Annotated in this window: 18 protein-coding genes; 4 read left to right on the top strand and 14 right to left on the bottom strand. The window is 73.7% G+C overall.

Going from position 1 to position 22,184, the window contains the following annotated elements; all coding sequences use genetic code 11:
• Positions 1–10 precede the first annotated feature (10 nt).
• The 3 genes from OG556_RS02025 to OG556_RS02015 all read left to right on the top strand — a co-directional run bounded on the left by OG556_RS02025 (position 11) and on the right by OG556_RS02015 (position 3,984).
• The gene (locus tag OG556_RS02025; RefSeq protein ID WP_371515545.1) at positions 11–628 is read left to right on the top strand and encodes an ABATE domain-containing protein; all 618 of its coding nucleotides are present in this window, start codon (positions 11–13) and stop codon (positions 626–628) included.
• Between the two features lie 168 nt (positions 629–796).
• Entirely contained in the window at positions 797–2,863 is a 2,067-nt protein-coding gene (gene ligA, locus OG556_RS02020; RefSeq protein ID WP_371515544.1) for an NAD-dependent DNA ligase LigA, read from the top strand.
• A gap of 329 nt (positions 2,864–3,192) precedes the next feature.
• A complete protein-coding gene (locus tag OG556_RS02015) occupies positions 3,193–3,984 on the top strand; it encodes a putative protein N(5)-glutamine methyltransferase (RefSeq protein WP_371515543.1) in 792 nt (263 codons plus the stop codon).
• 73 nt (positions 3,985–4,057) lie between these two features.
• Here the strand turns inward: OG556_RS02015 and OG556_RS02010 are convergent, their stop codons facing one another.
• The 6 genes from OG556_RS02010 to OG556_RS01985 form a co-directional block, all read right to left on the bottom strand.
• Positions 4,058–5,275 carry an MFS transporter gene (locus tag OG556_RS02010; RefSeq protein ID WP_371515542.1) on the bottom strand — a complete coding sequence of 406 codons (1,218 nt, stop codon included), beginning with the start codon at positions 5,273–5,275 and terminating at the stop codon, positions 4,058–4,060.
• A 121-nt stretch (positions 5,276–5,396) separates the two neighbouring features.
• Positions 5,397–6,596: a cytochrome P450 gene (locus OG556_RS02005; RefSeq protein WP_371515541.1), complete on the bottom strand. Its 1,200-nt coding sequence runs from the start codon at positions 6,594–6,596 to the stop codon at positions 5,397–5,399.
• 30 nt (positions 6,597–6,626) lie between these two features.
• Positions 6,627–7,346 carry a DUF5825 family protein gene (locus OG556_RS02000; RefSeq protein ID WP_371515540.1) on the bottom strand — a complete coding sequence of 240 codons (720 nt, stop codon included), beginning with the start codon at positions 7,344–7,346 and terminating at the stop codon, positions 6,627–6,629.
• Positions 7,327–9,291 carry a RiPP maturation radical SAM C-methyltransferase gene (locus tag OG556_RS01995; RefSeq protein WP_371515539.1) on the bottom strand — a complete coding sequence of 655 codons (1,965 nt, stop codon included), beginning with the start codon at positions 9,289–9,291 and terminating at the stop codon, positions 7,327–7,329. The genes OG556_RS02000 and OG556_RS01995 overlap by 20 nt, the downstream gene beginning before the upstream one ends.
• 79 nt (positions 9,292–9,370) lie before the next feature.
• A complete protein-coding gene (locus OG556_RS01990) occupies positions 9,371–9,532 on the bottom strand; it encodes a hypothetical protein (RefSeq protein WP_371515538.1) in 162 nt (53 codons plus the stop codon).
• On the bottom strand, positions 9,529–11,439 hold the full coding sequence (locus OG556_RS01985; RefSeq protein ID WP_371515537.1) for an alpha/beta hydrolase family protein: 1,911 nt from the start codon (positions 11,437–11,439) through the stop codon (positions 9,529–9,531). Before OG556_RS01985 ends, OG556_RS01990 begins: the two co-directional genes overlap by 4 nt.
• Positions 11,440–12,029: 590 nt before the next feature.
• On the opposite strand from OG556_RS01985, the gene OG556_RS01980 reads away from it, so the two are divergent.
• On the top strand, positions 12,030–13,655 hold the full coding sequence (locus tag OG556_RS01980; protein ID WP_371515536.1) for a carbohydrate binding domain-containing protein: 1,626 nt from the start codon (positions 12,030–12,032) through the stop codon (positions 13,653–13,655).
• A 137-nt stretch (positions 13,656–13,792) separates the two neighbouring features.
• On the opposite strand, the gene OG556_RS01975 is transcribed toward OG556_RS01980, so the two are convergent.
• From OG556_RS01975 to OG556_RS01940, 8 genes are all read right to left on the bottom strand, one after another.
• On the bottom strand, positions 13,793–14,431 hold the full coding sequence (locus OG556_RS01975; RefSeq protein ID WP_371515535.1) for a hypothetical protein: 639 nt from the start codon (positions 14,429–14,431) through the stop codon (positions 13,793–13,795).
• A 306-nt stretch (positions 14,432–14,737) separates the two neighbouring features.
• Positions 14,738–15,958 carry a hypothetical protein gene (locus OG556_RS01970; RefSeq protein WP_371515534.1) on the bottom strand — a complete coding sequence of 407 codons (1,221 nt, stop codon included), beginning with the start codon at positions 15,956–15,958 and terminating at the stop codon, positions 14,738–14,740.
• A 123-nt stretch (positions 15,959–16,081) separates the two neighbouring features.
• Entirely contained in the window at positions 16,082–17,446 is a 1,365-nt protein-coding gene (locus tag OG556_RS01965) for a sugar porter family MFS transporter (protein ID WP_371515533.1), read from the bottom strand.
• Positions 17,447–17,620: 174 nt separating this feature from the next.
• Positions 17,621–18,973 (bottom strand): phosphomannomutase/phosphoglucomutase, encoded by a 1,353-nt coding sequence (locus OG556_RS01960; protein WP_371515532.1) that lies wholly within the window; start codon positions 18,971–18,973, stop codon positions 17,621–17,623.
• 10 nt (positions 18,974–18,983) lie between these two features.
• Positions 18,984–20,174 carry a glycosyltransferase family 4 protein gene (locus OG556_RS01955; RefSeq protein WP_371515531.1) on the bottom strand — a complete coding sequence of 397 codons (1,191 nt, stop codon included), beginning with the start codon at positions 20,172–20,174 and terminating at the stop codon, positions 18,984–18,986.
• Between the two features lie 8 nt (positions 20,175–20,182).
• Entirely contained in the window at positions 20,183–20,914 is a 732-nt protein-coding gene (locus tag OG556_RS01950) for an NDP-sugar synthase (protein WP_371515530.1), read from the bottom strand.
• An 11-nt stretch (positions 20,915–20,925) separates the two neighbouring features.
• Positions 20,926–21,909: an NAD-dependent epimerase/dehydratase family protein gene (locus tag OG556_RS01945; RefSeq protein ID WP_371515529.1), complete on the bottom strand. Its 984-nt coding sequence runs from the start codon at positions 21,907–21,909 to the stop codon at positions 20,926–20,928.
• Positions 21,910–21,989: 80 nt separating this feature from the next.
• On the bottom strand, positions 21,990–22,145 hold the full coding sequence (locus OG556_RS01940) for a hypothetical protein (RefSeq protein WP_371515528.1): 156 nt from the start codon (positions 22,143–22,145) through the stop codon (positions 21,990–21,992).
• Positions 22,146–22,184 lie beyond the last annotated feature (39 nt).

The following is a 22,184-nucleotide window of genomic DNA, read 5'->3' as shown; positions in this document are numbered from 1 at the left end:
AAGCGCTACCATGAGACTCATGACGGACGCCGCGGACACCGCCACCGACGAGACCGCCGTGCCACCCGCGCCGGGCGAGCAGCAGTACCCCTCGCTCGCCCTGGTCAACAGCGCCGTCGCGCTGCCCGGCGGACACGTCCTCGACCGCCTCGGCACGCCGGCCGCCGCCGGCCGGTGGCTCCTGGAGCGCGGCCTCGCCCCGGCCGACGTGGGCCTTCAGGAGATGTGCACGGCGCAGGTGCGCTCGATGCGCGAACAGGTCAGGACGCTGTTCGCCGCCCGCGTCGCGGAGCTGCCCGCGCCCTCCTCCGCGCTGGCCGCCGTCAACGACGCCCTGACCCGCCTGCCCACGGCCCGGCTGCTGCGATGGGACGACGGCAGCGGCCCCTACCGCGCGGCCCCCCACCCCACCACCGAGATCGTCGACCACGCCCTGGCCACCCTCGCCGCCGACGCCGCCGACCTGCTCACCGGGCCCGAAGCCGCCCGCCTCACCGCCTGCGGCTCCACCCCGTGCACCCGGTACCTGCTCCGGCACGGCCGGCGCCACTGGTGCTCCACCCGCTGCGGCGACCGCGCCCGCGCAGCCCGCGCCTACGCCCGGCGCACCCGGCCCCAGCCCGACTGACCGGGCCGGCGGTCCCGACCGGCACCCTCACCGACGACCCTGGCCGGCGCCCTCGCCGACGGCCCTGGTCGACGCCCCTGGCCGGTGCGGGCCGCACCCCCCGGGCGCGGCCCGTGCGAGCCGCGTTCGAACGGGCCGAATGTCAGTGCGGCTCGCCATGATGGCGGTATGAAGGACGCAGCCACCCTGGCCCCTCCCGCCGCCCTGGCCTCCCCGCAGGCCTACGCCGACGCCGTCGCCGCCGCCGTACGGGCCGCCGCCGCGTACTACGCCGACGGCTCCGCCCCGCTCGGCGACGACGAGTACGACGCCCTGGTGCGGGCGATCGAGGCCTACGAGCACGAGCACCCGGACGAGGCGCTGCCCGAGTCGCCCACCGGCAAGGTGGCCGGCGGCGCGGCGGTCGGCGACGTCCCGCACAGCGCCCCGATGCTCTCCCTCGACAACGTCTTCTCGGCCGAGGAACTGGAGTCCTGGGCGGCCGGCCTGGAGCGCCGGCTCGGCCGGCCGGTCGCCGCCTGGTGCGTCGAACCGAAACTGGACGGCCTCGCCGTGGCCGCCCGCTACCGGGCCGGCCGGCTCACCCAGGTGCTGACCAGGGGCGACGGCCTGGCGGGGGAGGACATCACCGCCGCCGCCGACGCCGTGCTCGGCCTGCCCGCCCGGCTCGCCGAACCGGTCGACGTCGAGCTGCGCGGTGAGGTGCTGCTCACCCACGAGCAGTTCGAGCAGGCCAACGCCGTCCGCACCGCGCACGGCGCCACCCCGTTCGCGCACCCGCGCAGCGGCGCGGCCGGCACCCTGCGCGCCAAGGACCGCGCCTACCGCGTCGAGCTCACCTTCTTCGCCTACGACGCCCTCGGCCTGCCCGGCCTCGACCACGCCGACCTGCTCGCCCGGCTGGCCGTCCTCGGCGCCAACACCGCCGCCAGCACCGACGCCGCGCCGCACCGCTGCGCGACCCTCGCCGAGGCACAGCAGCGGATCGACGAGATCGCCGGCCTGCGCGCGGCGCTGCCCTTCGGGATCGACGGCGTGGTGGTGAAGGCGGACGCGGTGGCCGACCAGGAGGCGGCCGGCTCGGGCTCCCGCGCGCCGCGCTGGGCGGTGGCCCGCAAGCTGGCGGCGCAGCACAAGGTCACCCGGCTGCTCGGCGTCGAGTGGAACGTCGGCCGCACCGGGATCATCGCGCCCCGGGCCGTCCTCGAACCGGTGGTGATCGACGGCGTCACCGTCACCTACGCGACCCTGCACAACCCGGCCGACATCGGGCGCCGCGGGCTGATGATCGGCGACCAGGTGTTCGTCTACCGGGCCGGCGACGTGATCCCGCGGGTCGAGGCGCCTTTGGTCGACCAGCGCACCGGCGCCGAGCAGCCGATCGCCTTCCCCGAGGTCTGCCCGCGCTGCGGCGACGCCATCGACACCTCCGAGCAGCGCTGGCGCTGCGTGCGCGGCCGGGCCTGCCAGGCGGTCGCCTCGGTGATCTACGCGGCCGGGCGCGACCAGCTCGACATCGAGGGCCTCGGCGGCACCCGCGCCGTCCAGCTGGTCGAGGCCGGGCTGGTCGGTGACCTCGCCGACCTGTTCACCCTCACCCGGGAGCAGCTGCTCACCCTGGAGCGGATGGGCGACACCAGCGCCGACAACCTGCTCGCCGCCATCGGGACCGCCCGCAGCCGCCCGCTGAACCGGGTGTTCTGCGCCCTCGGCATCCGCGGCACCGGCCGGACGATGTCCCGCCGACTCGCCGCGCACTTCGGCAGCATGGCCGCGATCCGCGCCGCCGACGCCGAGGCGCTGGCCGGTGTGGACGGCATCGGGGTCGAGAAGGCCGCCGTGATCGTCGCCGAACTCGCCGATGTGGCACCGCTGTTGGACCGGCTCCTGGCGCAGGGCGTCGGCATGGCGGTGACCGCGCCGACGGCTCCCGCCGCCCGGGCCGCGGACGGCGGCGCGGCGGCCGTGGACGACACCGAGGCGGGCCCGCTGGCCGGTCAGAGCGTGGTCGTCACCGGCAGCATGACCGGGGCCCTCGCCGAGCTCTCCCGCAACGCGATGAACGAGCTGATCGAACGCGCCGGCGGCAAGGCCTCCTCCTCGGTGTCCAAGCGCACCACCCTCCTCGTCGCGGGCGAGAAGGCCGGCTCGAAGCGTGCCAAGGCGGAGGAGCTCGGAGTGCCCGTCATGACCCCGGAGGAGTTCGCCGCCCTGGTCGCCGAGCAGCTCGGCTAGGCCGGCCCAGGTCGGCCAACAGGTCGGCCAACAGGTCGGCCAACAGGTCGGCCAACAGGTCGGCCAACAGGTCGGACAGCGGGACAGGACCTGGGCCCGGAGGACCAGTTGATCGCCCGCGCCGAGGGTGCGGTAGGGTGGCCGACGCCGTGTACGACCGCGACTCAAGGAGGTGAGCCCCATTACCGGTATGTCCGAGCGGGTGCTCCCGGAGCGCGGCCGTGCGGGCGCGTCGCGCGCGTAGCGCGGACGCGTCGGTGCGGTGCCGGCCCTTGCGGGAGCCCTGACGGAGTCGTTCGTCCTCCTCCCGATTCCCCCAAGGGGTCATCTTGTCGGTTTTTGCCTCCGCAGCTCTCCGTTCCTCGGTCGTCGCCCGGCTGCGTGCCGCCGGTTGCGTGTTCGCCGAGGACGAGGCGCGGGTCCTGCTCTCCGCCGCCGCCACCCCGGCCGACCTGGCCGTGATGGTCCGGGCCCGGGCCGAGGGCCGGCCGCTGGAGCACGTCGTCGGCTGGGCCGAGTTCGCCGGGCTGCGGATCGCCGTCGACCCGGGCGTGTTCGTGCCGCGCCGCCGCAGCGAGTTCCTGGCCGCCACGGCCACCGAGCTCACCGGCCCGGGCGCCGTGGTCGTCGACCTCTGCTGCGGCAGCGGCGCCCTCGGCGCCGCCGTGGCGGCCGCCGCCGCGCACCCGGTCGAGCTCTACGCGGCCGACGTCGACCCGGTCGCCGTCCGCTGCGCCCGCCGCAACCTCACCGGGCCCGGGGCCCCGGTCTTCGAGGGCGACCTGTTCGTCGCGCTGCCCGCCGCCCTGCGCGGCCGGATCGACGTCCTGCTCGCCAACGTCCCGTACGTCCCCAGCGCCGACATCGCGCTGCTGCCGACGGAGGCCCGGCTGCACGAGGCCCGGCCGGCGCTGGACGGCGGCGCCGACGGCCTGGACGTGCTGCGCCGGGTGGTCGCCGAGGCGCCGCACTGGCTGGCCCCGGGCGGGTCGCTGCTGTTCGAGACCAGCGAACGGCAGACCCCGACGGCCCTGGCCGTCGCCCGCGCGGCCGGCCTCGACGCCGCCGACGCCTGGTGCGAGGACCTGGACGCGACGGTCGTCACCGCGACCCTGCGCTGACGACGGGCCTGCCGCCCGGGCCCGCCTCCCGCCTTCCAGCGGCGGGGGGTGGGCCCGGCGGTCGGCCGGGCGCTCACAGCTCGCGGATCTCACGCCTGGTCAGCGCGTACCCGAACGCGCCCGTCAGGCAGAGCCCGGTCGTCGCGAACACCCCCCGGCTCCCGAAGGCGTCCACCGCCGCGCCGGCCGCGATCACCGAGATCGGGAAGACCCCCAGCGCGCAGAAGGTGACGGCCGCCATGACCCGGGCCAGCAGGGCGGGCGGGGTGCTCTTCTGCACGCCGGTGACGATCAGGACGTTGGTCACCGTGCTGGCGCCACCGGCCAGGCAGAGCAGCAGCACGGCGCCGACCAGGCCGGTGAACGGCACCAGGCCGATCGCCGCACCCATCACCAGACCGGAGAGCATCGCCGTGCGGCCCCGCGAGCGCACCTCGGTGAGGCCGGCCGCGAACAGGCCGCCGACCAGCGCGCCGCCGGTGAACGCGGCCAGCAGCAGGCCCAGCCCGACGGCACCGGCGCCGAAGCCGTGGGTGGCCAGGGTCGGCAGGGCGACGCGGGTGGCGCCGCCCACCGTCAGGTTCGCGATCACCGTCACCGTCAGCACCGCGCGCAGCAACGGCGACTCCCGCAGCAGGCCTCGGAAGTTCTTCGGCACGGAGGCACGTTCGGAGATCGGGCCGGCGGGTGCGACGGGGCTGCCGCGACCGATCAGCAGCAGCGTGGCCGCCGACACGGCGAAGGTGGCCGCGTCCAGGCCCAGTGCGGCGGCCGGACTGAGCCAGACGACCAGCGGGCCGGCCAGCGCCGGACCGAGCAGACCGGCGCCGAAGGTGACCGTACTGTTCAGTGCGTTGCCCGCGTGCAGGTCCTCGGCGGGCAGCAGGGTCGGGGTGATCGCCCAGGCGGCCGGCAGGAACACCCCCGCTCCGATGCCGACCAGCAGTGCGAGCCCGCCGATCAGCCAGAAGTTCGCCGCCCCTCCGGCGGCGATCGCGCACAGTCCGGCGGTGGCGAGCAGCCGGCCGAGGTCGGCGGCCAGCATCACCCGGCGGGCGCCGAACCGGTCGGCGAGCATCCCGCCGAGCGGGGTGGCGGCCAGCCGTCCCGCGCCGTAGGCGGCGACCACCAGGCTCAGCTGGCGGGCGCCTCCGGCGAGGGAGTAGACCAGCAGCGGCAGGGCGACCACCTGGAACGCGTTGCCGAACTCCGAGGTGCCCTGCCCGATCACCAGCAGCCGGAAGCCCCGCGCGCGCAGGGGTGCGACGCTGATCCGGGGGCGGAACCGCAACAGCCCCGCCGCGCCGCCTGCTCGCGCGCCGCCCGTCCCCGCGCTGTCTGTTTCCGTGCCGCCCGTCCCCGCCCTGCCCGTCCCCGCGCCGCCCGTCCCCGTGTCGTTCGCTCCCGCGCCGCTAGCCATCGAGCGAGACCGGCAGCGACTCCAGGCCGCGCAGCATGATCGTGTTGCGCCAGGGCAGGGTCTCCTCCGCGGCGGCCAGCTCGATCCGCGCGAAGCGCTCCAGCAGGCCGGTCAGCGCGACCTCGCTCTCCAGCTTGCCGAGGAAGGAGCCGAGGCACCGGTGCAGGCCCTGCCCGAAGGCCAGGTGGCCCGGATCGCCCCGGTCCAGGATCAGCCGGTCGGGATCGGTGAAGCGGGCCGGGTCCCGGTTGGCCGCGCCGAGCGAGAGCAGCACCAGCTCGTCCGCCGGGATCTCCACGTCGTCGACCATCACGTCGGCGTTGGTGAACCGCAGGGTTGCCATGCTCACCGGAGACTCGTAGCGGAGGAACTCGTCGATCGCGACCGGCATCGCCGCCGGGTTGGCGCGCAGCCAGGCGAGCTGGTCGGGGTGGTGGAGCAGCGCCAGGGTGGCGGTGCCGAGCAGGTTGACGGTGGTCTCGTGGCCGCCGATCAACAGCAGGAAGACCATCGAGAACACCTCCCGCTCGGTGAGTTCACCGGCGTCACAGGCCTGCACCAGGTCGGTCAGGATGTCCGCGCTCGGCGACGCCCGCCGGGCCGTCATCAACTCGCGCAGGTAGTCGTTCAGTTCGGCGGTGGCCTGGTCGAAGGTCATGTCGCCGCCCTGGGTGAGGATCGCCGTCGACCAGGTGCGGAAGGCCTGCATGTCCTCCGGGGGGAAGCCCAGCAGCTCACAGATGATCATGATCGGCAGCGGGAAGGCGAAGTCCGTGACCAGGTCGGCGGTCTCCCGCCCGCGCAGCCCGTCCAACAGGCCGCCCGCGATGCGCTCGACCAGCGGTCGCATCAGGTCGACCCGCCGACGGGTGAAGACGCCCTGGATCAGCCGGCGCAGCCGGGTGTGGTCCGGCGGGTCGCTGTTGAGCATGTGGACCACCTCCGAACCGAGCGTCAGGCCGGAGCCACGCCCGCTCGCGATGGCCTGGCTGCGGCGGACGTCCTGCCCGAAGCACGGGTCCATCAGCGCGGCCCGGACGTCCTGGTAGCGCGTCACCAGGTAGACCGGCAGGCCCTCGCCGAACTCCACGACGGAGACCGCGCCGGCCTCCCGGATCCGGGCGAGCGTGGGGTAGGGGTCGCGGATGAAGGCGGACATCCGCGCGGCGGCGTCGTCGACCGCGGTGGTCATGGATCACTCCTCGGGCTCGAACTCCGGCAACTACACGGTCAGCGACGGGAAGGGCCAGCGGCGCACCCGCATGGGCAGGAACCAGGCGCGGCCGGCCTGTTCGGCGATCAGGCCGGCCGCGGCGAAGTCCCGGTGGACGGCATCCGGCAGCCGGCCGACCTCGACGCCCTCGGCCAGCGCCTCGACCTGCGTCAGGTGGTCCGGCTCGTCGATGGTGAACAGCTCCAGCGTCCCGAACCGGCGGTCGCGCACCTCGACGAAGCCGGGGCCGCGTCGGAAGACGCACTTGCTCGGGTAGTACGTGGCGCGCCAGTCGGCGACGACGTCCTGGGGACCGCCGGTCAACTGCTCGGGCGGGTACAGGTGGTGGAAGCGGCGCTGCGCCGCGCAGCCGTCCGTGCAGTCGGCCTGCCAGAGCACGGCCAGCCCCTGCCCGGTCGCCTCGCGCAGCAGCATCAGTGCCCGCGCGGAGGCCGCCGGCGCGTCCGCGCAGAGCCGCACCGGCTCGGTCAGCCGCAGGCAGCGCACCCCGGCGCGGTGCAGTTCGGTGACCTCCGCCTCCGCCGGGCCGGACAGGGTGCGGTGGCCGAGCGCGAAGCCCGGCAACTCCCGGGCGGCGGGGTCGTAGTCGAGCCAGAGCTCGACCTCCGGGCCGGCCGCGCGCCAGGAGGCGGCATCGGTCCTTCCCGCATCGGTCCTCCCCGCAACGGCCCTTCCGGCATCGGTCCGTTCAGCCGATCGTGACGGCATCGAGCACCTCCTCGGCGCGGGGGCTGGCGGCGGCGGGGCCGTGCCGGTGCTGCATCCGCATCAGCACCTGGTTGTCGGACTCGACGGCGACCTGGAGGAAACCGTCCCCGTCGTGGAACAGCAGACCCAGCGCGGTGAAGCGCTCCAGCACCGGCTCGACCGCCGCCGCGCCGCCGGGCACCTTGGCGGCCAGCGCGGCGGTCGAGCGGGGCTGGTTCAGCAGCCGGAAGGCGGCGAGCTCCACCGGATCGGTCAGCTCGACCACCCGCCAGTCGTACCCGGGGCGGGTGTTGACGAGCACGATCCGCCCGCCCGCGTCCCGGTAGCTGAGCCGGCTGTCGGGGAACCGCGCGATCCAGGTGTCCACCGCCGTGCTCAGCCGCTCCGCGAGGTCGCCGCCGATCCCGCGCGGCGGCGCGCTGAACACGTAGGCCAGTTCGGCCAGTTCGCTCTGCGGAAGGCGGTAGGTCGCGCCGTACTGGAAGGCCGGCCGGGTGATCGCGAAGCCCAGCTCGGGGCGGTCGAAGTACGGGCTGAACCGCTCGATCGCGATCCGGCCCGCTCCGGTCGGCGGGTCCAGGTGGTGCAGCACGGGCAGTTGGCGGATCACCGACTCGTAGTCGGCCGGCTGCTCGCCCGGGAAGCCGTAGAGGTAGTTCCAGCTCACCGACACTCCGGCGCTCTGCGCGTCCCGCAGCGCACGGACGTTCTGGCAGCCCGTCACCCCCTTGTCCATGATCCGCAGGACCCGGGTGCTCAGGCTCTCGATGCCGGGCTGCACCTGGGCCGCGCCCGAGTCGCCGAGCAGCTGGAACTGGTGGCGGCGCAGGTTGGCCTTGATCTCGAAGTGCAGCCGCAGATCCACCGGGAGCTCGGCGAGCGACTTGAGGACGGTGTCGAAGTAGCCCATGTCCAGGATGTTGTCGACGACGTAGACGTCCAACAGCTGGTGGCGCTCGGCGAGCGTGAGCACCTCGGCGAGGAAGTCGGTCGGCGGCTTGGAGCGGAACTCCATCGAGGAGCCGTTGAGCCCGCAGAAGGTGCAGTGGTGCTTCTCGCCCCACCAGCAGCCCCGGGAGCCTTCGACGACCAGCTTGGGATCGACCCAGCCGGCCGCGACGGAGGCGTCGAGCCGCTCGTAGAAGCCGTCGTAGCGGGGCGCCAGGATCGCCGCGGGCGGCAGCGGGCGCCTCGTCATCTCGTTGGCCGTCGACTTCCCGGAGTCGTCCCGCCAGCACAGCCCGGGGACGGCGGAGAGGTCGCCGCCTTCCAGGAGTGCCGGGAAGGCGGCCTCGCCCTCGCCGCGCACCACGTAGTCCAGGAAGGGGAAGTTGCGGTGCAGCGCGGCGCCCTGCGGGCCGTCGCAGTTCGCGCCGCCGAACACCGTGCGCACCTGCGGGCACCGCTGCTTGAGCAGCTTCGCGGCGGCGAGGCTCGCCGTGTTCTGCTGGAAGGTGGTGGTGAAGCCGACCAGGTCCGGTGGGTCGGCGGCGAGTTCGTCGACCAGTCGGGCGATGAACGCGGGGGCGATCGCGCGGGTGGCCCGGGTCAGTGCGATCTCCTGCTCGCTCGCACCGCTGGTGGCCAGGTACTCGAAGTAGGCCGCGAACTCGCCGTCGCAGTCGTCGATGTCGCTGCTGTCGCTGTCGTCGCCGTCGCCCTCGACGCCGGCGTCGATGCGGGCGGGGGCCGGGCCGTCGTCACCGTACAGCGCGCCGGCGAACGCCCAGTCGCCCGCGCCCTGGAAGTAGGACTTCTCGGAGAAGTACTGGTAGTCGTCCACGCCGAAACCCGCGGTCTCGGCGGCCCAGTCCACGAAGTCCAGGTTGGCGTACCGCACTTCGACCTGGTGGTCGGCGCGTGCGGCGGCGGTGTGCATGATCCCGAGCGCCAGCGACGGCACGTCGATCGCGCCCCAGGGCATGTGCAGCAGGACGATACGCATGGTGGCCACTTCTGTTGTTCGCCGACGGTCGATGAGGTGTCGCTCCGGGGCACCGCAGGCGCCCCGGAGCGACGGTGAATCACTTGCCCTTGGTCTCCGCCTTCGGCTTCGGCTGCCCCTTGAGGGCAGGCGCGACCACCGCGGCCTTGGTGAGGTCGAGCGCGAAGGCCTGGACCACCACGGCGCCCCGGTCACGCTCCGGGGTGCTGATCGGGTCGTTCTGAATGCTGCGTCGCTTCATGGCTGTTCACCTCCTTCCACCAGTTCGGCGGGTACCCCGGGGCGGTCGCCCCGGGGTGGCAGGGGGAGCGGTGCCGGCCAGGCGTGCTCGGCGAACCGGACCATCGAGGCCAGCACCGATCGGTGGTCGGCGGTCCGGCGGCTGTAGTGGCCGCCGTCCACCCAGAGCAGTTCGTGCGGCACCGCCAGCCGGCGCAGGTCCGCCGCGTACCGGGCGACCTGGTCGGGCGGGCACCGCTCGTCGGTCCGCGAGGCGACCAGCAGGACGGGCGAGCGGACCTGGTGCACGTACGACCGCGGGTCGGCCGCGCGGTAGCGCTCGGGGACCTCGTCCGGGGTCCCGCCGAAGAGCTGGCGATCGAGCTCGCGCAGTGCGGGGGTGGTGGTGCGGTAGGCGGCGGGGTAGTCCGCGATCGGCTGGGCGGCCATGCCGAGTGACCACAACTCCGGCTGCGCGCCCATCGCCAGCAGGGTCAGGTAGCCGCCCCACGAGAATCCGCACAGGCCGGTGCGCTCCGCGAGCGCCGTGCCGTCGGCGACCAGCTCCGCGCGGACGGCGGCCAGGTCCTCGATCTGCGCCAGCCCGACCCGGTGGCCGTACTCGTGCTGCCAGCGGGCGCCGTAGCCGGTGGAGCCGCGGTAGTTGGTGCGCACCACCGCGTAGCCACGGCCGACCAGGGCGTTCACCCGCGGGTCGTAGGAGTCGCGGTCGTGGGTGGCGGGGCCGCCGTGGACCAGGAAGAGGGTCGGCCACGGGCCCTCGCCGACCGGGGTGCTGACGAAGCTGTGGATCCGCCCGTACGGCCGGGGCGTCCAGCGCCGGCTGCGGGAGGTGTCGCCCCGGTCCGGATCGAGGACCTGTCCGGGGTGGTCCGCGGCCTCCGTGCCGGGGCGCAGCACCAGCGGGCGGGGCGGTGTCGACTCCCGGCTCCAGACGCAGTGCAAGGTGCCGTCCGGAGCGCAGGACAGGTCGTGGATCGTGCCGCCGGGCGTGCTGATCTCCCGGACGGGCGGGGCCTGTTCGGCCGGTCCTTGCCGTGCGGCCCCCAGCGGCGTCACCCGTTGCCGAGTCGCCCCCTGCCCCTCCGGCGGGTCGAGGTCGGCGAGGAGCAACCGGCTCCGCCCGGCCCGCTCGTGCTGGATCAGCACCTCGCGCGGCCCCTGGTACCAGCCGGCCGATATCTGCGAGTCGAACGACAGCCCCGGGTACCTGCGCAGTCCGGTGCCGGCCCGCCAGGTCGCGACGGTGTACCGCTCGTCCTCCTCGACCACCAGCAGCAGCTCCGGTTCGAGCACCGCGAGCGGGTTGAACTCGATCGGCCAGAGCCGCAGTCGGTGGTTCCCGGCGATCCGCAGTGGACCGTCCGCTGGATCGTCCGCCTGCGCGCCCGCCCGGGCACCCGTCGGCCACAGGACCACCGAGTCGTCCCCGTCGGGCCGCCCGCCGAGGGCGAGGAGCCGGCCGTCCGGCGAGAGGTCGGCCAGGCTCAGGTACCCCGGCGCCGAACCGATCAGCCGGGCCGCGCCCGCGGGCGGTCCGACGTAGCAGTGCGAGGCGTCGTCGACACCGACGACCACCGCGGCGAGCGCGCCCGTCCGGTCGAAGGCGACGCCATACGCCCGCCCGCGCGGCACGTCGCGCAGCGCCTCGCCGCCCGTGCCGCCGGTGAACGGCTCGCGCCACCACCGGCCCTCCCCGGCGTTGTCGGCGTCGAACCACCAGATGGCGTCGCCGTCCGGCTCGATCTCGCTCAGGTGGACGCCCCCCGGCCGGTCGGTGACCACCCGGCGCCGGCCCGTCCCCAGGTCCCAGGCCACCGCCTGCCAGCGCTCGTCGACAAGCCGCGTCTCGACCGCGCGGTCGGCCGCCAGCGCTGCGAAGCCGGGGGACTGGAACGCCTGCGTCACGGACCCGGCCCTCTCGGCTCGATGGTGGGAACAGACTGCGCTGAACGTCCCGAGGCCGGTGCACTGGTGTGAAGATCCAGTGAACTGGCGTGAAGAAAGGGCCACTTGTGGAGGATCGCCGCCACTCTAGGTGGGCGCCGTGGTTGCGAACAGACCTTTCGCACAGTTGGCCGAAATGCAGCTGAGGTGAATGCGGGCCGGCGCTGACGCCGGCCCGGCCCGGTGGCCGCCCCGTAGTGAGTCGACGGACCGTCCGGGCCGCACCCTGCAATTGGTCTGGGCCGCACCCCGCAATTGGTCCAGACCTATTGACGGGCTGCGCCGCCCCTTTTACGATCCGGTCCGGCACAGCCCCACATGTCCCCACCTCACCCACGGCCGGACGTCGCGCCCCCACGCGTCGGTCATGTCCATGACGCCCGGCGGGAAGGGAACGCAGCATGTTCCGTCGAAGGTCGCGTAATCCACGTCTGTCGGGCGAGGTCCGTCCCTGTCCGGATCCCGGCCGCCTCGAAGGCGACCGGGCCGGGAGCGAGCCGCTCCGGGCCGCCGGCCCGCAGCCGCGGGTCGGTGTGGAACGCGCAGCGCAGGTGAACCGGACCAGTCGTGCCCAGCACGGGCCTAGCGTCCTGCGGCGCTCCCTCGCCGGGGTGAGCGCCGTCGCCGTCATCGGTGCCGGCGTCGCCGTGGCCGGCTCCGTCACGGCCGGGGCCGCCACCCCCAACCTGGTGGCCAACCCCGGCTTCGAGAGCGGACTCTCCGGCTGGACCTGCTCCGGCGGCTCCGGCGAGGTCGTCAGCAGTCCGGTCCACTCCGGCGCCGCCGCGCTCAAGGCCACGCCGACCGGCCCGGACAGCGCCCAGTGCAGCCAGACCGTCAGCGTGCAGCCCAACTCCCCGTACACGCTGAGCGCCTACGTCCAGGGCAGCTACGTCTACCTGGGCGCCACCGGCACCGGCGCCGGCAGCGACCCGTCCACCTGGACGCCGAGCAGCGCGTCGTACAGCCAGCTCAGCGTCGGCTTCACCACGGGGCCGAACACCACCTCGGTGACCGTCTACCTGCACGGCTGGTACGGGCAGCCCGCGTACTACGCGGACGACGTGTCGCTCACCGGCCCCGGCGGCACCACGCCGACCACCCCGCCGCCCACGACTCCGCCGCCGACCACGCCACCTCCGACCACTCCGCCTCCGACCACGCCTCCGCCCACGACTCCTCCGCCCACCACCCCGCCGCCGACCACCCCGGCGCCGGGTGACACGTGCCCCACGAAGCCCAAGCCGTCGGGCAAGGTCCTCCAGGGGTACTGGGAGAACTGGGACGGCGCCTCGAACGGCGTCCACCCCGGCATGGGCTGGGTCCCCATCACGGACAGCCGGATCGCCGCACACGGCTACAACGTCATCAACGCCGCCTTCCCGGTGATCCTCTCGGACGGCACCGTCCAGTGGCAGGACGGCATGGACACCAACGTCAAGGTCTCGACCCCCGCCGAGATGTGCCAGGCCAAGGCGGCCGGGGCGACGATCCTGATGTCGATCGGCGGTGCCGCCGCCGGCATCGACCTGAGCTCCAGCACCGTCGCCGACCGGTTCGTGGCGACCGTCGTCCCGATCCTCAAGAAGTACAACTTCGACGGGATCGACATCGACATCGAGACCGGCCTGTCCGGAAGCGGCAGCATCGGCACGCTGTCCGCCTCCCAGGCCAACCTGATGCGCATCATCGACGGCGTGCTGGCGCAGATGCCCGCGGGCTTCGGCCTGACGATGGCCCCCGAAACCGCGTACGTGACCGGCGGGAGCGTCACCTACGGCTCGATCTGGGGCGCCTACCTGCCGATCATCAAGAAGTACGCCGACAACGGGCAACTGTGGTGGCTGAACATGCAGTACTACAACGGCAGCATGTACGGCTGCTCCGGTGACTCGTACCAGGCCGGCACCGTGCAGGGCTTCACCGCGCAGACCACCTGCCTGAACAACGGCCTGACCATCCAGGGCACCACCGTCAAGGTCCCCTACGACAAGCAGGTGCCCGGTCTGCCGGCCCAGCCCGGTGCGGGCGGCGGCTACATGGACCCGGGCCTGGTCGGCCAGTCGTGGAACGCGTTCGGCGGTGCGCTGAAGGGGCTCATGACCTGGTCGCTCAACTGGGACGGCTCGAAGGGTTGGAGCTTCGGCGACAACGTGAAGTCCCTCCAGCGGCGTTGATCACCCGCTGACGTCCTGCCGACGTCCTGCTGACGTCCCGCCGGCCTCCCGTGCTCCGTTGCACGCGAGGCCGGCGGGACGTCGGGCGTTGCCCGGTCGGGGTGCGCCCGGTAGCGCCGGGCTCAGTACCGCTGGGCTCAGTAGCGCTGGGCCTTCACCACGACCGGGACCAGGGCCAGGTCGGCCGGCTGGCGGCTGAAGGCGATCGGACTGGCCTTCCCACCCGGGGCCAGGTTCTCGGCGCCGACGATCGCCGAGTCGACGGCGCGGCCCGACTCGTCGGTGAAGTCCACCTGGACCGCGTAGGACGCGGCCTCGCGGGTGCTGTTGACGATGGTCACGACGGCGGCGTGGAGGCCGCCGGTGGTGGATCGCGGCACGCCGGTCAGGGTGATGTCGGAGGTGGCGTTGCCGGGGCCCTCCACGGTCTTGAGCACCTCGGTCGCCTTCGCCCGGTTCTGCGCGGCCTGCGCGTCCGCCGATGCCTCGAACGCCGAGGCGGCGGCCGCCGCCGAGGCCGAGCGCGCGGCTACCGAGGCCGAGGCCGACTCCAGCGCGGAGGCGAAGGCGGAGGGCGGCTCCCCGGAGAAGCTCGACGGGTTGGGTGCCTCCGACAGCGTCGCCCCCGCCGCGTTCGTCGGCGTCGCGGGCCCGGACGAGCTCCCGGATGAGCACGACGCCACGAGGAGGACGGCCATTCCTGCCGCCGCGGCCAGGGCGGCCACTCTTCGCGGCAGCCGGGGGCCGCCGCCCTGGCTGGTGTACAGCGTACGCATCACGCACAACCCTCCGGTCATCCCGTCATCCGCTCGGCCGTCGGTGGGCACGTGCAAGCCCGCGGCCGCCCGGTTCGTGCTCTCCATGCTTTGTTCTGCACGCCCGGACCACGACCGGTGCTGGGCCGTCCGGACGGCACGGAGCACTTTCGGCGGGCGGTGGCGTCCGGGCGACCCGCCGGGCCGGCGCCCGCCGACACCGGCAGCAGCCGTCCGGGGAGGCCGGCGCGAGGGCTGGGGGGCGGCGGAGTCGGCCGTACGGCTCGGGCGGTCGCCCGCCGTCCCCGTCGGAGCGGGGAGGTGCGGTCAGAGGAGCCGGTCGCGGTGGCGGGCGGCGGTTTCGCGGACGAGGCGGGCGAAGTTCTCGCGGCTTTGGTGCCGGTGCTGTTCGGCCCGTTCGTCGTTCAGGTGCGCGTCGTCCAGGTCAGCGCCATCCGGGTCCGCGTCGTCCGGGCCGGCGTCGGCCGAGTCTGCGTCGTCGGCGCCGAGGTGCTCCTCGTCGAGGTCGTCGTACTCGGTGTGGAGGACCCAGCAGCCGTGGATGCCGGCGAGGAGGTCCTCGAGGAGGTCGCGGGCGGGGCGCCTGGGGTCGAGGGGGGTGAGGCGCAGGCCGGTGTCCTCCGGGTCGGTCTCCTCGTCGTCGGCGTAGTCGTCGCTGTAGTCGTCGAGGGCCCCGTCGAGGTCTTCGAGTTGTTCGCGCAGGCCGGCGGGGTCGGGGAGGAGGCCGTCGGCGATGTGGAGGGCGTGGCGGACGAGGCCGGTGACGGCGTCGTGGGGGGTGTGGCCGGCGTCGAGGAGTTCGAGGACGAGGGTGGGGGTCTGGTGCGGGAGGTCCTCGATGCTGTCGGCTTCGAGCAGGACGGCGGTGGCGTCGTGGCCGGAGGCGTCGGCGGCGACCTCGGCCGCGGCGGCGAGCCAGTGCGCGGCCGCGACGGCGGCGGCGGTCGGGTCGACGTCGGAGAAGAGGGCGAGGGAGCCGAAGGGGTTCTGCTCCAGCAGGTGGTCGGCGGCGGCGACCTGGACGGGGGAGGCGTCCTCGCGGCTGAGCAGGACGGCCTGCTGGGCGCGGCCGGTGAGGTCGCCGAGTTCGGCGCTCTCGACGGCGGTGAGTTCGGTGACGGTCTCGGCGAGCACGGCCTTCGTCAACTCGGGTTCGTCGAGGGCGTGCAGGGCGCGGCCGGCCTGGTGGGCGGATTCCAGCAGGGGGCTGTAGGAGACGGTGAGCAGGCCGCCGTGGGGCAGGTTCGGCGCGGCCACGGCCTCGGCGACCTCGCTGAAGGTGTCGCGTTCCTGTTCGCGGCGCCAGCCTTCGGTGTCGGGTTCGAGGGAGCCGGCGGCGCTGGCGGGGTGGGTGTAGGTGCGCCAGGCCGCCTCCGACAGGCGGGTCAGCGCGCCGGCCAGGCGCAGGAGCGTGGCGCCGGCCGCGTCGGCCGGGAGGGCGGTGATCCGGGTGGCGAGGTCGCCTTCGCCGGTTCCCCAGGTGGCGATGAGCTCGTGCCGGTTCGGGTCGACGCTGTAGCGGGTCATGATGCCTACCTTCGGGGACGCGCGGCTGATTGCTCGGCTGACGGCAATTCTGGCGCATCGTCAGGTGGCGGCGGGCGAAGCCCAGCCCGGGCGCGAGCACAGGAGCCTCGCGCCCGGTCCCGTTCACAGCAGCAGACGACCACGGGTCTCGGGCATCCAGCGGGCCAGGGCCAGGGCGGACGCCGCGCTGATCGCCGCGTACACACCGAACGCCCCGCCGAGCGACAGCTCCTGCACGAGGGGGAGGAACGTGGTCGCCACGACGAAGTCGGTTCCCCAGTGGGCCGCGGTGGCCAGACTCATCAGGACTCCGCGGGCACCCGCCGGGTAGATCTCGGCGATGTAGACCCAGAAGACGGCGGCGGGGCCCACCGCTCCCGCCATGATGAAGACGCACAGCAGCGCCGCGGTCGGCGCCCCCGTGTGCCCGAGCGGCTGCGCCACCGCGATGCCGACGGCCGCGACCGCCATGACCAGCAGTCCTCCGATCATCGTCTTCCGGCGGCCGACCCGGTCGAGCAGGGCGATGGTGACGACGGTGGCGGCCACGTTGCACAGCCCGACCAGGACGGCTCCCCGGATGCCTCCGGCAGCGGTCATGCCGCTTCCGCCCAGGATGGTCGGCACGTAGTAGATCGCGGTGTTCAGGCCGGTCAGGTGGACCAGGACGGCGATCGCCAGTCCCAGCGCGACCCAGCGGGGACCGGCCAGCGCGCAGGCCTGCCGGAGGGTCGCGGCGGGGGCGGCGGTGGGCCGTGCGACGGTCGCGGTCGCGGGGCCGGCGGTGGGCCGGGCGGCGGTCGCCGTCGCGGGGCGGCCACCGGGTCGGACGGCTGCGCCGCCCGGGTCCGGCGGGGACAGGCGCCGCGCGGCGCTCGCCGCCCGGGCGGTGTCTCCCCTGGAGTGCAGCCAGTCCGGCGATTCGGGCACCAGGCACATGCCGGCCAGCAGCACGCACGCGGGCAGGAGCCCGAGGGCGAGCATCCAGCGCCAGGCCCCCGCGGGTTCCAGGAGATAGGCCACCACGTAGGACAGCAGGAGCCCGATCGTGATCATGAGTTGGTTCAGTGTGACGAGCGCGCCGCGTCGGGCGGGCGGAGAGATCTCGGAGATGTACAGCGGGACCGCGAACGAGACGGCCCCCAGGGCGAGTCCGACGAGGAACCGCCCGGCGAGGAGCGTGGTGGAGCCCGAGGCCGCCGCCGAGACCGCCGTTCCGAGGGCGTACACGGCGGCGGCGGCGCCGATGACCGGCCGGCGCCCGAACCTGTCCGCCAGCCGCCCGCTGGTGAGGGCGGTGAGCGCCGCGCCGAGGAGGGCGGCCGACACGACCGCCCCCTGCTGCCACGACGACAGGGCGAAGGTGGTGGCGACCAGCCGCAGGACTCCGGCGATCACCCCGATTCCGTAGCCGAACAGCAGTCCTCCGACGGAGGCGACGCCCACGGTCAACAGCCGCGCGGCGCCCGGGGGGACGGGCGCCGTCACGGCGAGACCCCTGCGCCGCCGTCGACATGGTCACAGGACGGGGCCAAGCCCATGGGATGCCCTTCTTCGAAGTGCCGTAGGCAGGGGTGGCAGACTACCGGCGTCACCGGCCGACCGGCCGCAACCCGAGCGCGCCCCGACGCACCGTCAGAAATGTCTTGACGTCTTGACGTCCTACGGTCGGATCAACGCGAGGACCTCGTCCCGGAGGTGCTCCATGGTCTCCTGGTCGTGCGCCTCCACGTTGATCCGGAGGACCGGTTCGGTGTTCGAGGGGCGCAGGTTGAACCGGGTTCCGCCCGGCAGGCCGACCGTCAGACCGTCGAGCCGGTCCGTGGTCACCCCGGCCCGGTGCCGGTAGCGCTCCTCCACCTCCCGGATCGTGGCCGCGACGTCGGCGACGGCGCAGTTGAGTTCACCGGACAGCGCGAAGCGGCTGTGCGCGGCGATCACGGCGGACAGCGGCCGGTCCTGTCCGCCGAGGGCGGCCAACACGTGGAGCGCGGCGAGCATGCCGCTGTCGGCACGCCAGAAGTCCCGGAAGAAGTAGTGCCCGGAGTGCTCTCCGCCGAACACCGCGTTGTGCTCCGCCATGAGCGCCTTGACGTGGGAGTGCCCCACGCGGGACCGGAAGGGGCGTCCGCCGTGGCGGCGGATGCTCCGCACCGTGGCCTCCGCGGTGATCAGGTTGTACACGATGGCCGAGCCGGGGTGCCGTGCCAGCTCCCGGCCCGCGATCAGGCTGATGACGGCGGACGGTGAGACCGGCTGACCGCCTTCGTCGACGAAGAAGCAGCGGTCGGCGTCACCGTCGAAGGCGAGTCCGATGTCGGCCCCCTGCCTGCGGACCTCGGCCTGGAGGTCGACGAGGTTCCTGGGGTCGATGGGGTTGGCCTCGTGGTGGGGGAACGTGCCGTCGAGTTCGAAGTAGAGCGGGACGAGGTCGACGGGCAGGCCCGCGAAGACCTCCGGGGCGGTCAGGCCGGCCATGCCGTTGCCCGCGTCGGCGACGACCTTGAGGGGCCGGATCCCGGTGAGGTCGACGAGTTGCCGCAGGTGGGCCGCGTACTCCTTGAGGAGTGGCCTTTCCGTGCGGGTGCCGGGGTCCGCGGCGGGTGCGGCGCGTTCCCCCGCCACGAGCCAGTCGCGGATCCGGCCGAGGCCCGTGTTCTCCCCCAGGGGCGCCGCGCCGCTCAGGCACAGCTTGATGCCGTTGTCCTTCGCGGGGTTGTGGCTGGCGGTGATCATGGCGCCGGGAAGTCCGAGCGATCCACTGGCGTAGTAGAGGTAGTCGGTGGAGCCGAGCCCGGCGTCGATGACGTCGGCACCGGCCCGGCGGGCGCCGTCGCCGAACGCCCGCACCAGCATGGCCGAGGAAGGGCGCATGTCCCTGGCCACCACCACCTGCGGGGCGTCGGTGAACCGGATGAACAGGCCGCCGATGCGTTCCGCGACCTCGCCGTCGAGTTCGGTGGGGACTTCCCCGCGGATGTCGTAGGCCTTGACCAGTCGCGCGTAGTCGGACACGGTCACCCCTTCACGAGGTCGGGGCCGCGGACGCCGACTGCCGGCGACGCGCCATGGCCGCCCGGTAGCCGTCCAGGGTGTCCGCGACCATCCTGCGGCTGCTGAACTTCCGTTCCGCCGTGGTGTACGCGTTGGCCGCCAGCTCGGCGGCCGACGCCTCGTCGGTGAGCACCCGCAGGATCCCCTCGGCCAGGGCGGGCGGGTCGGCCGCCGGTACGAGCAGGCCGTCGACGCCGTCGGTGATGACGTCGCTGATGCCGATGACGCGGGTGCCGACGACGGGCTTGCCGGCGCGCATCGCCTCGACCACGCTGAACGGAAGTCCCTCGGCCAGGGAGGGTTGGACCACCAGGTCCGCCGCAGCGTAGACGGCGGGCATCGTCTCGGCCCCGAAGTCCTGGCGGAGCGTGACCAGTTCCGCCACACCGCCGCGTTCGAGCCGGTCCCACACGCTCTTCTCGTACGCGTAGTCCGAGACCCTCCCCGACAGGAGCACCCGCACCTCGGGCAGCTCCGCCGCGACCAGGGGCAGCGCCGCGGCCAGGTCGAGCTGCGCCTTGCGGGCGGACATCCGGCCCGGGAGGACGACCAGCCGCTGGTCGGGGTCGACGGCGAGTTCGGCGCGCAGCGCGGCGCGCAGGTTCCGGGCCACGTCGTCCGGCGGCGCGTCGGGAACGCCGTTGTGGACGAGCCTGATGCGGTCGGCGGGGGCGCCGAACCGGGCGGCGCGCTCGGCGAAGAAGCGGCTGGGGACGAAGTGCATGTCGACGGGGAGGGTCTGGTACGACAGGCGGCACCGGCCACGGCCGAACCGCTCCAGGTCGGGGCTCTGCTCGTGCAGCGAGCACACCAGTGCGGCGTCCGTTTCGAGCGCCACGATGCTCGCGAGGATCAGCGCCTCATGGCTGTTGGCGTGGACGACGTCGAAGCTCTCGCCCTGGAGCACGGCCCCCAGTTCGTCGAGGACGGAGTACTGCATCTGCCGCCATCGCACCTTGTCCCGCGCGTCCACGTGGTCCGCGAAGTCGCGCAGCCGCACGACCCGCCCCGCGTCCTCCTCGCGCTCCCCGGGCAGGTGGTCCAGCCACGACCCGTCGGTCGCGATGACGACCTCGTGGCCCTCGGCCACCAGCCCTTCGCACAGCAGCCGCGCATAGGTCTCGGCCCCGCCGTGCAGGGGTTCGTAACTGGAGGTCAGCATCAGGACTTTCATCGCTCCACCCTTTCGGTGAGCCAGGGGATCAGCCCACGGCCGGCGTCCTCGCCGGCCTCGCGCAGCGAGTCGGGGGTGCCCACGTCCCGCCAGTAGCCGGTGAGCCGGTGCGCCCCCACGCGTTCGCCGGCGGCCATCAGCGCGGGGGCGAGTTCGCTGGCGTAGTCGTAGACGACGCCTTCGGGGATGTGCGCGATGACGCGGGGGTCCAGGCAGTAGACCCCGGCGCTGATCCAGTGCGTCTCGTCGTCGGGGACGTCGGGCTTCTCCCTGGAGCCGAGGATCCGGCCATCGGGGTCGATGTCCAGCACGCCGTAGCGGCGGGCCTGCCGGATCCTCGTACAGGCGAACGTCAGGGCGTACCCGCCGCGCGTGTGCGCGTCGACGAGCCGTTGGAGCGGCTCGCCCATGAGGACGTCGCAGGACGTGACGAGCACGGCGTCGAAGGCGGCCAGTTCCTCGTGGAACAGCCGCAGCGCCCCGGCGGGCCCGGTGAGGCGGGGCTCGGTCCGGGCGTGGACGGGCACCTTCACCGTGGTGCCGTCGAGGAAGTGAAGGACCTGCTCGGCCTGGTAGTGCAGATTGAGGTAGACGTCGGTGACGTCGGTCTCGGCACACCGGTCCAGCAGGTGTCCCAGCAGCGGCTTGCCCGCCAGGGGCAGGAGCGGCTTGGGCGTCCGGGCGGTGAGTGCTCCCATCCGGCTGCCGCGCCCGGCTGCCAGGATCATCCCCGCCAGCCTCATCCCGTCTGCCCCGCCCCGTCGGAGTCCTTCGCCTGGAGGGGGCGTGCGGTCAGCCAGGACACGACGGAGTCGACCCCGTCCTCCAGCGTCGTCCCGGGGGTCCAGCCCAGCTGGGCCTGGGCGCGGGAGGGGTCCAGACACCCCCGGCGCACCTCTCCCGCCAGCGCCGGCCCGAAGCGGGGCGGCAGCGAACGGCCGGTCCGCTTCTCGACCGCCTGATGGATGTCCAGGACCGAAGTCTCCTGTCCCTTACCGATGTTGATCAGACCGTGCCCCTGGTCCATGGCCCGCACGAACGCATCGGCCACGTCGCTCACGTGCACGTAGTCGCGGGTCTGCAGGCCGTCCCCGTTGATGACGCAGGTCTGCCCGGAGAGCATGCGCTGCGCGAAGATGGAGACGACTCCCGCCTCACCGAACGGGGTTTGGCGGGGGCCGAAGACATTGCCGAGGGCGAGCGCGACGTAGTCCAGGCCGAAGGTCTCGTGGTAGAGGCGCAGATAGTCGACGGCGACGGACTTGGTCAGCCCGTAGAACGAGCTGGGCACCCGGCCCGTGGACTCCTTGATGGGCACCCCGTCCTCACCGGCGGGCCCGTAGATCGTCCCGCCGCTGGAGGCGAACACGACCTTGCGGCTCCGGCTGCGCCGTGCCGCTTCGAGCATCCGGACCAGGCCGATGACGTTGACCTGGGCGTCCAGCAGGGGATCGCGCATCGACACCTTCACGCTGAACTGTGCGGCCAGGAGCAGCAGCACCTCGGGCGCGAAGTCCTCCACCGCGGCCGCGGTGGACTCGTCGACCACGTCGGCCGTGAGAACGCTCAACTCGGGCCAACGGGCCTCGCTCTCGGCGAGATTGGCCCGATCGCCGGTGGAGAAGTCGTCCACCACCAGGACGCGGTGTCCCTGTGCGCACAACCGGTCGACGATGTGCGAGCCGATGAACCCGCCGCCGCCCGTGACGACAACCTTGCTCATGCCTTGGTCCCCTCTCGTGGTTCGCCAATGTGGTTCGCCGATGTGGTTCACATCCGGATCCGCCGGATCACGCCGCCGGATCACGCCGGCGGATCCGCGTGGCCGCGCCGCAGCCGGACGTCGTCCTGGAGGATGCGCGGGCCGGCGGCTGCCGGGGACACGACCGCGAGCGCCGCGGTGGCGGCGGCCGTGTCCCCGGCCCGCACGACACGGTCGAGGAAGTGGCCGGGGCGCAACGCCCGGGTGGCCGTGAGTTCCTCTCCCGATGTCTTCGT

This window comes from Kitasatospora sp. NBC_01300 (assembly GCF_041435235.1).
Lineage (GTDB): Bacteria > Actinomycetota > Actinomycetes > Streptomycetales > Streptomycetaceae > Kitasatospora.
This window is presented reverse-complemented; position numbering and strand designations above follow the sequence as displayed.

Coding starts and splice junctions, on each gene's coding strand:
- OG556_RS02025 (WP_371515545.1), top strand. CDS start 11: ATGAGACTCATGACGGACGCCGCGGACACCGCCACCGACGAGACCGCC.
- ligA (WP_371515544.1), top strand. CDS start 797: ATGAAGGACGCAGCCACCCTGGCCCCTCCCGCCGCCCTGGCCTCCCCG.
- OG556_RS02005 (WP_371515541.1), bottom strand. CDS start 6,596: ATGACCACCGCGGTCGACGACGCCGCCGCGCGGATGTCCGCCTTCATC.
- OG556_RS02000 (WP_371515540.1), bottom strand. CDS start 7,346: ATGCCGTCACGATCGGCTGAACGGACCGATGCCGGAAGGGCCGTTGCG.
- OG556_RS01995 (WP_371515539.1), bottom strand. CDS start 9,291: ATGCGTATCGTCCTGCTGCACATGCCCTGGGGCGCGATCGACGTGCCG.
- OG556_RS01990 (WP_371515538.1), bottom strand. CDS start 9,532: ATGAAGCGACGCAGCATTCAGAACGACCCGATCAGCACCCCGGAGCGT.
- OG556_RS01975 (WP_371515535.1), bottom strand. CDS start 14,431: ATGCGTACGCTGTACACCAGCCAGGGCGGCGGCCCCCGGCTGCCGCGA.
- OG556_RS01970 (WP_371515534.1), bottom strand. CDS start 15,958: ATGACCCGCTACAGCGTCGACCCGAACCGGCACGAGCTCATCGCCACC.
- OG556_RS01955 (WP_371515531.1), bottom strand. CDS start 20,174: ATGCTGACCTCCAGTTACGAACCCCTGCACGGCGGGGCCGAGACCTAT.
- OG556_RS01950 (WP_371515530.1), bottom strand. CDS start 20,914: ATGATCCTGGCAGCCGGGCGCGGCAGCCGGATGGGAGCACTCACCGCC.
- OG556_RS01945 (WP_371515529.1), bottom strand. CDS start 21,909: ATGAGCAAGGTTGTCGTCACGGGCGGCGGCGGGTTCATCGGCTCGCAC.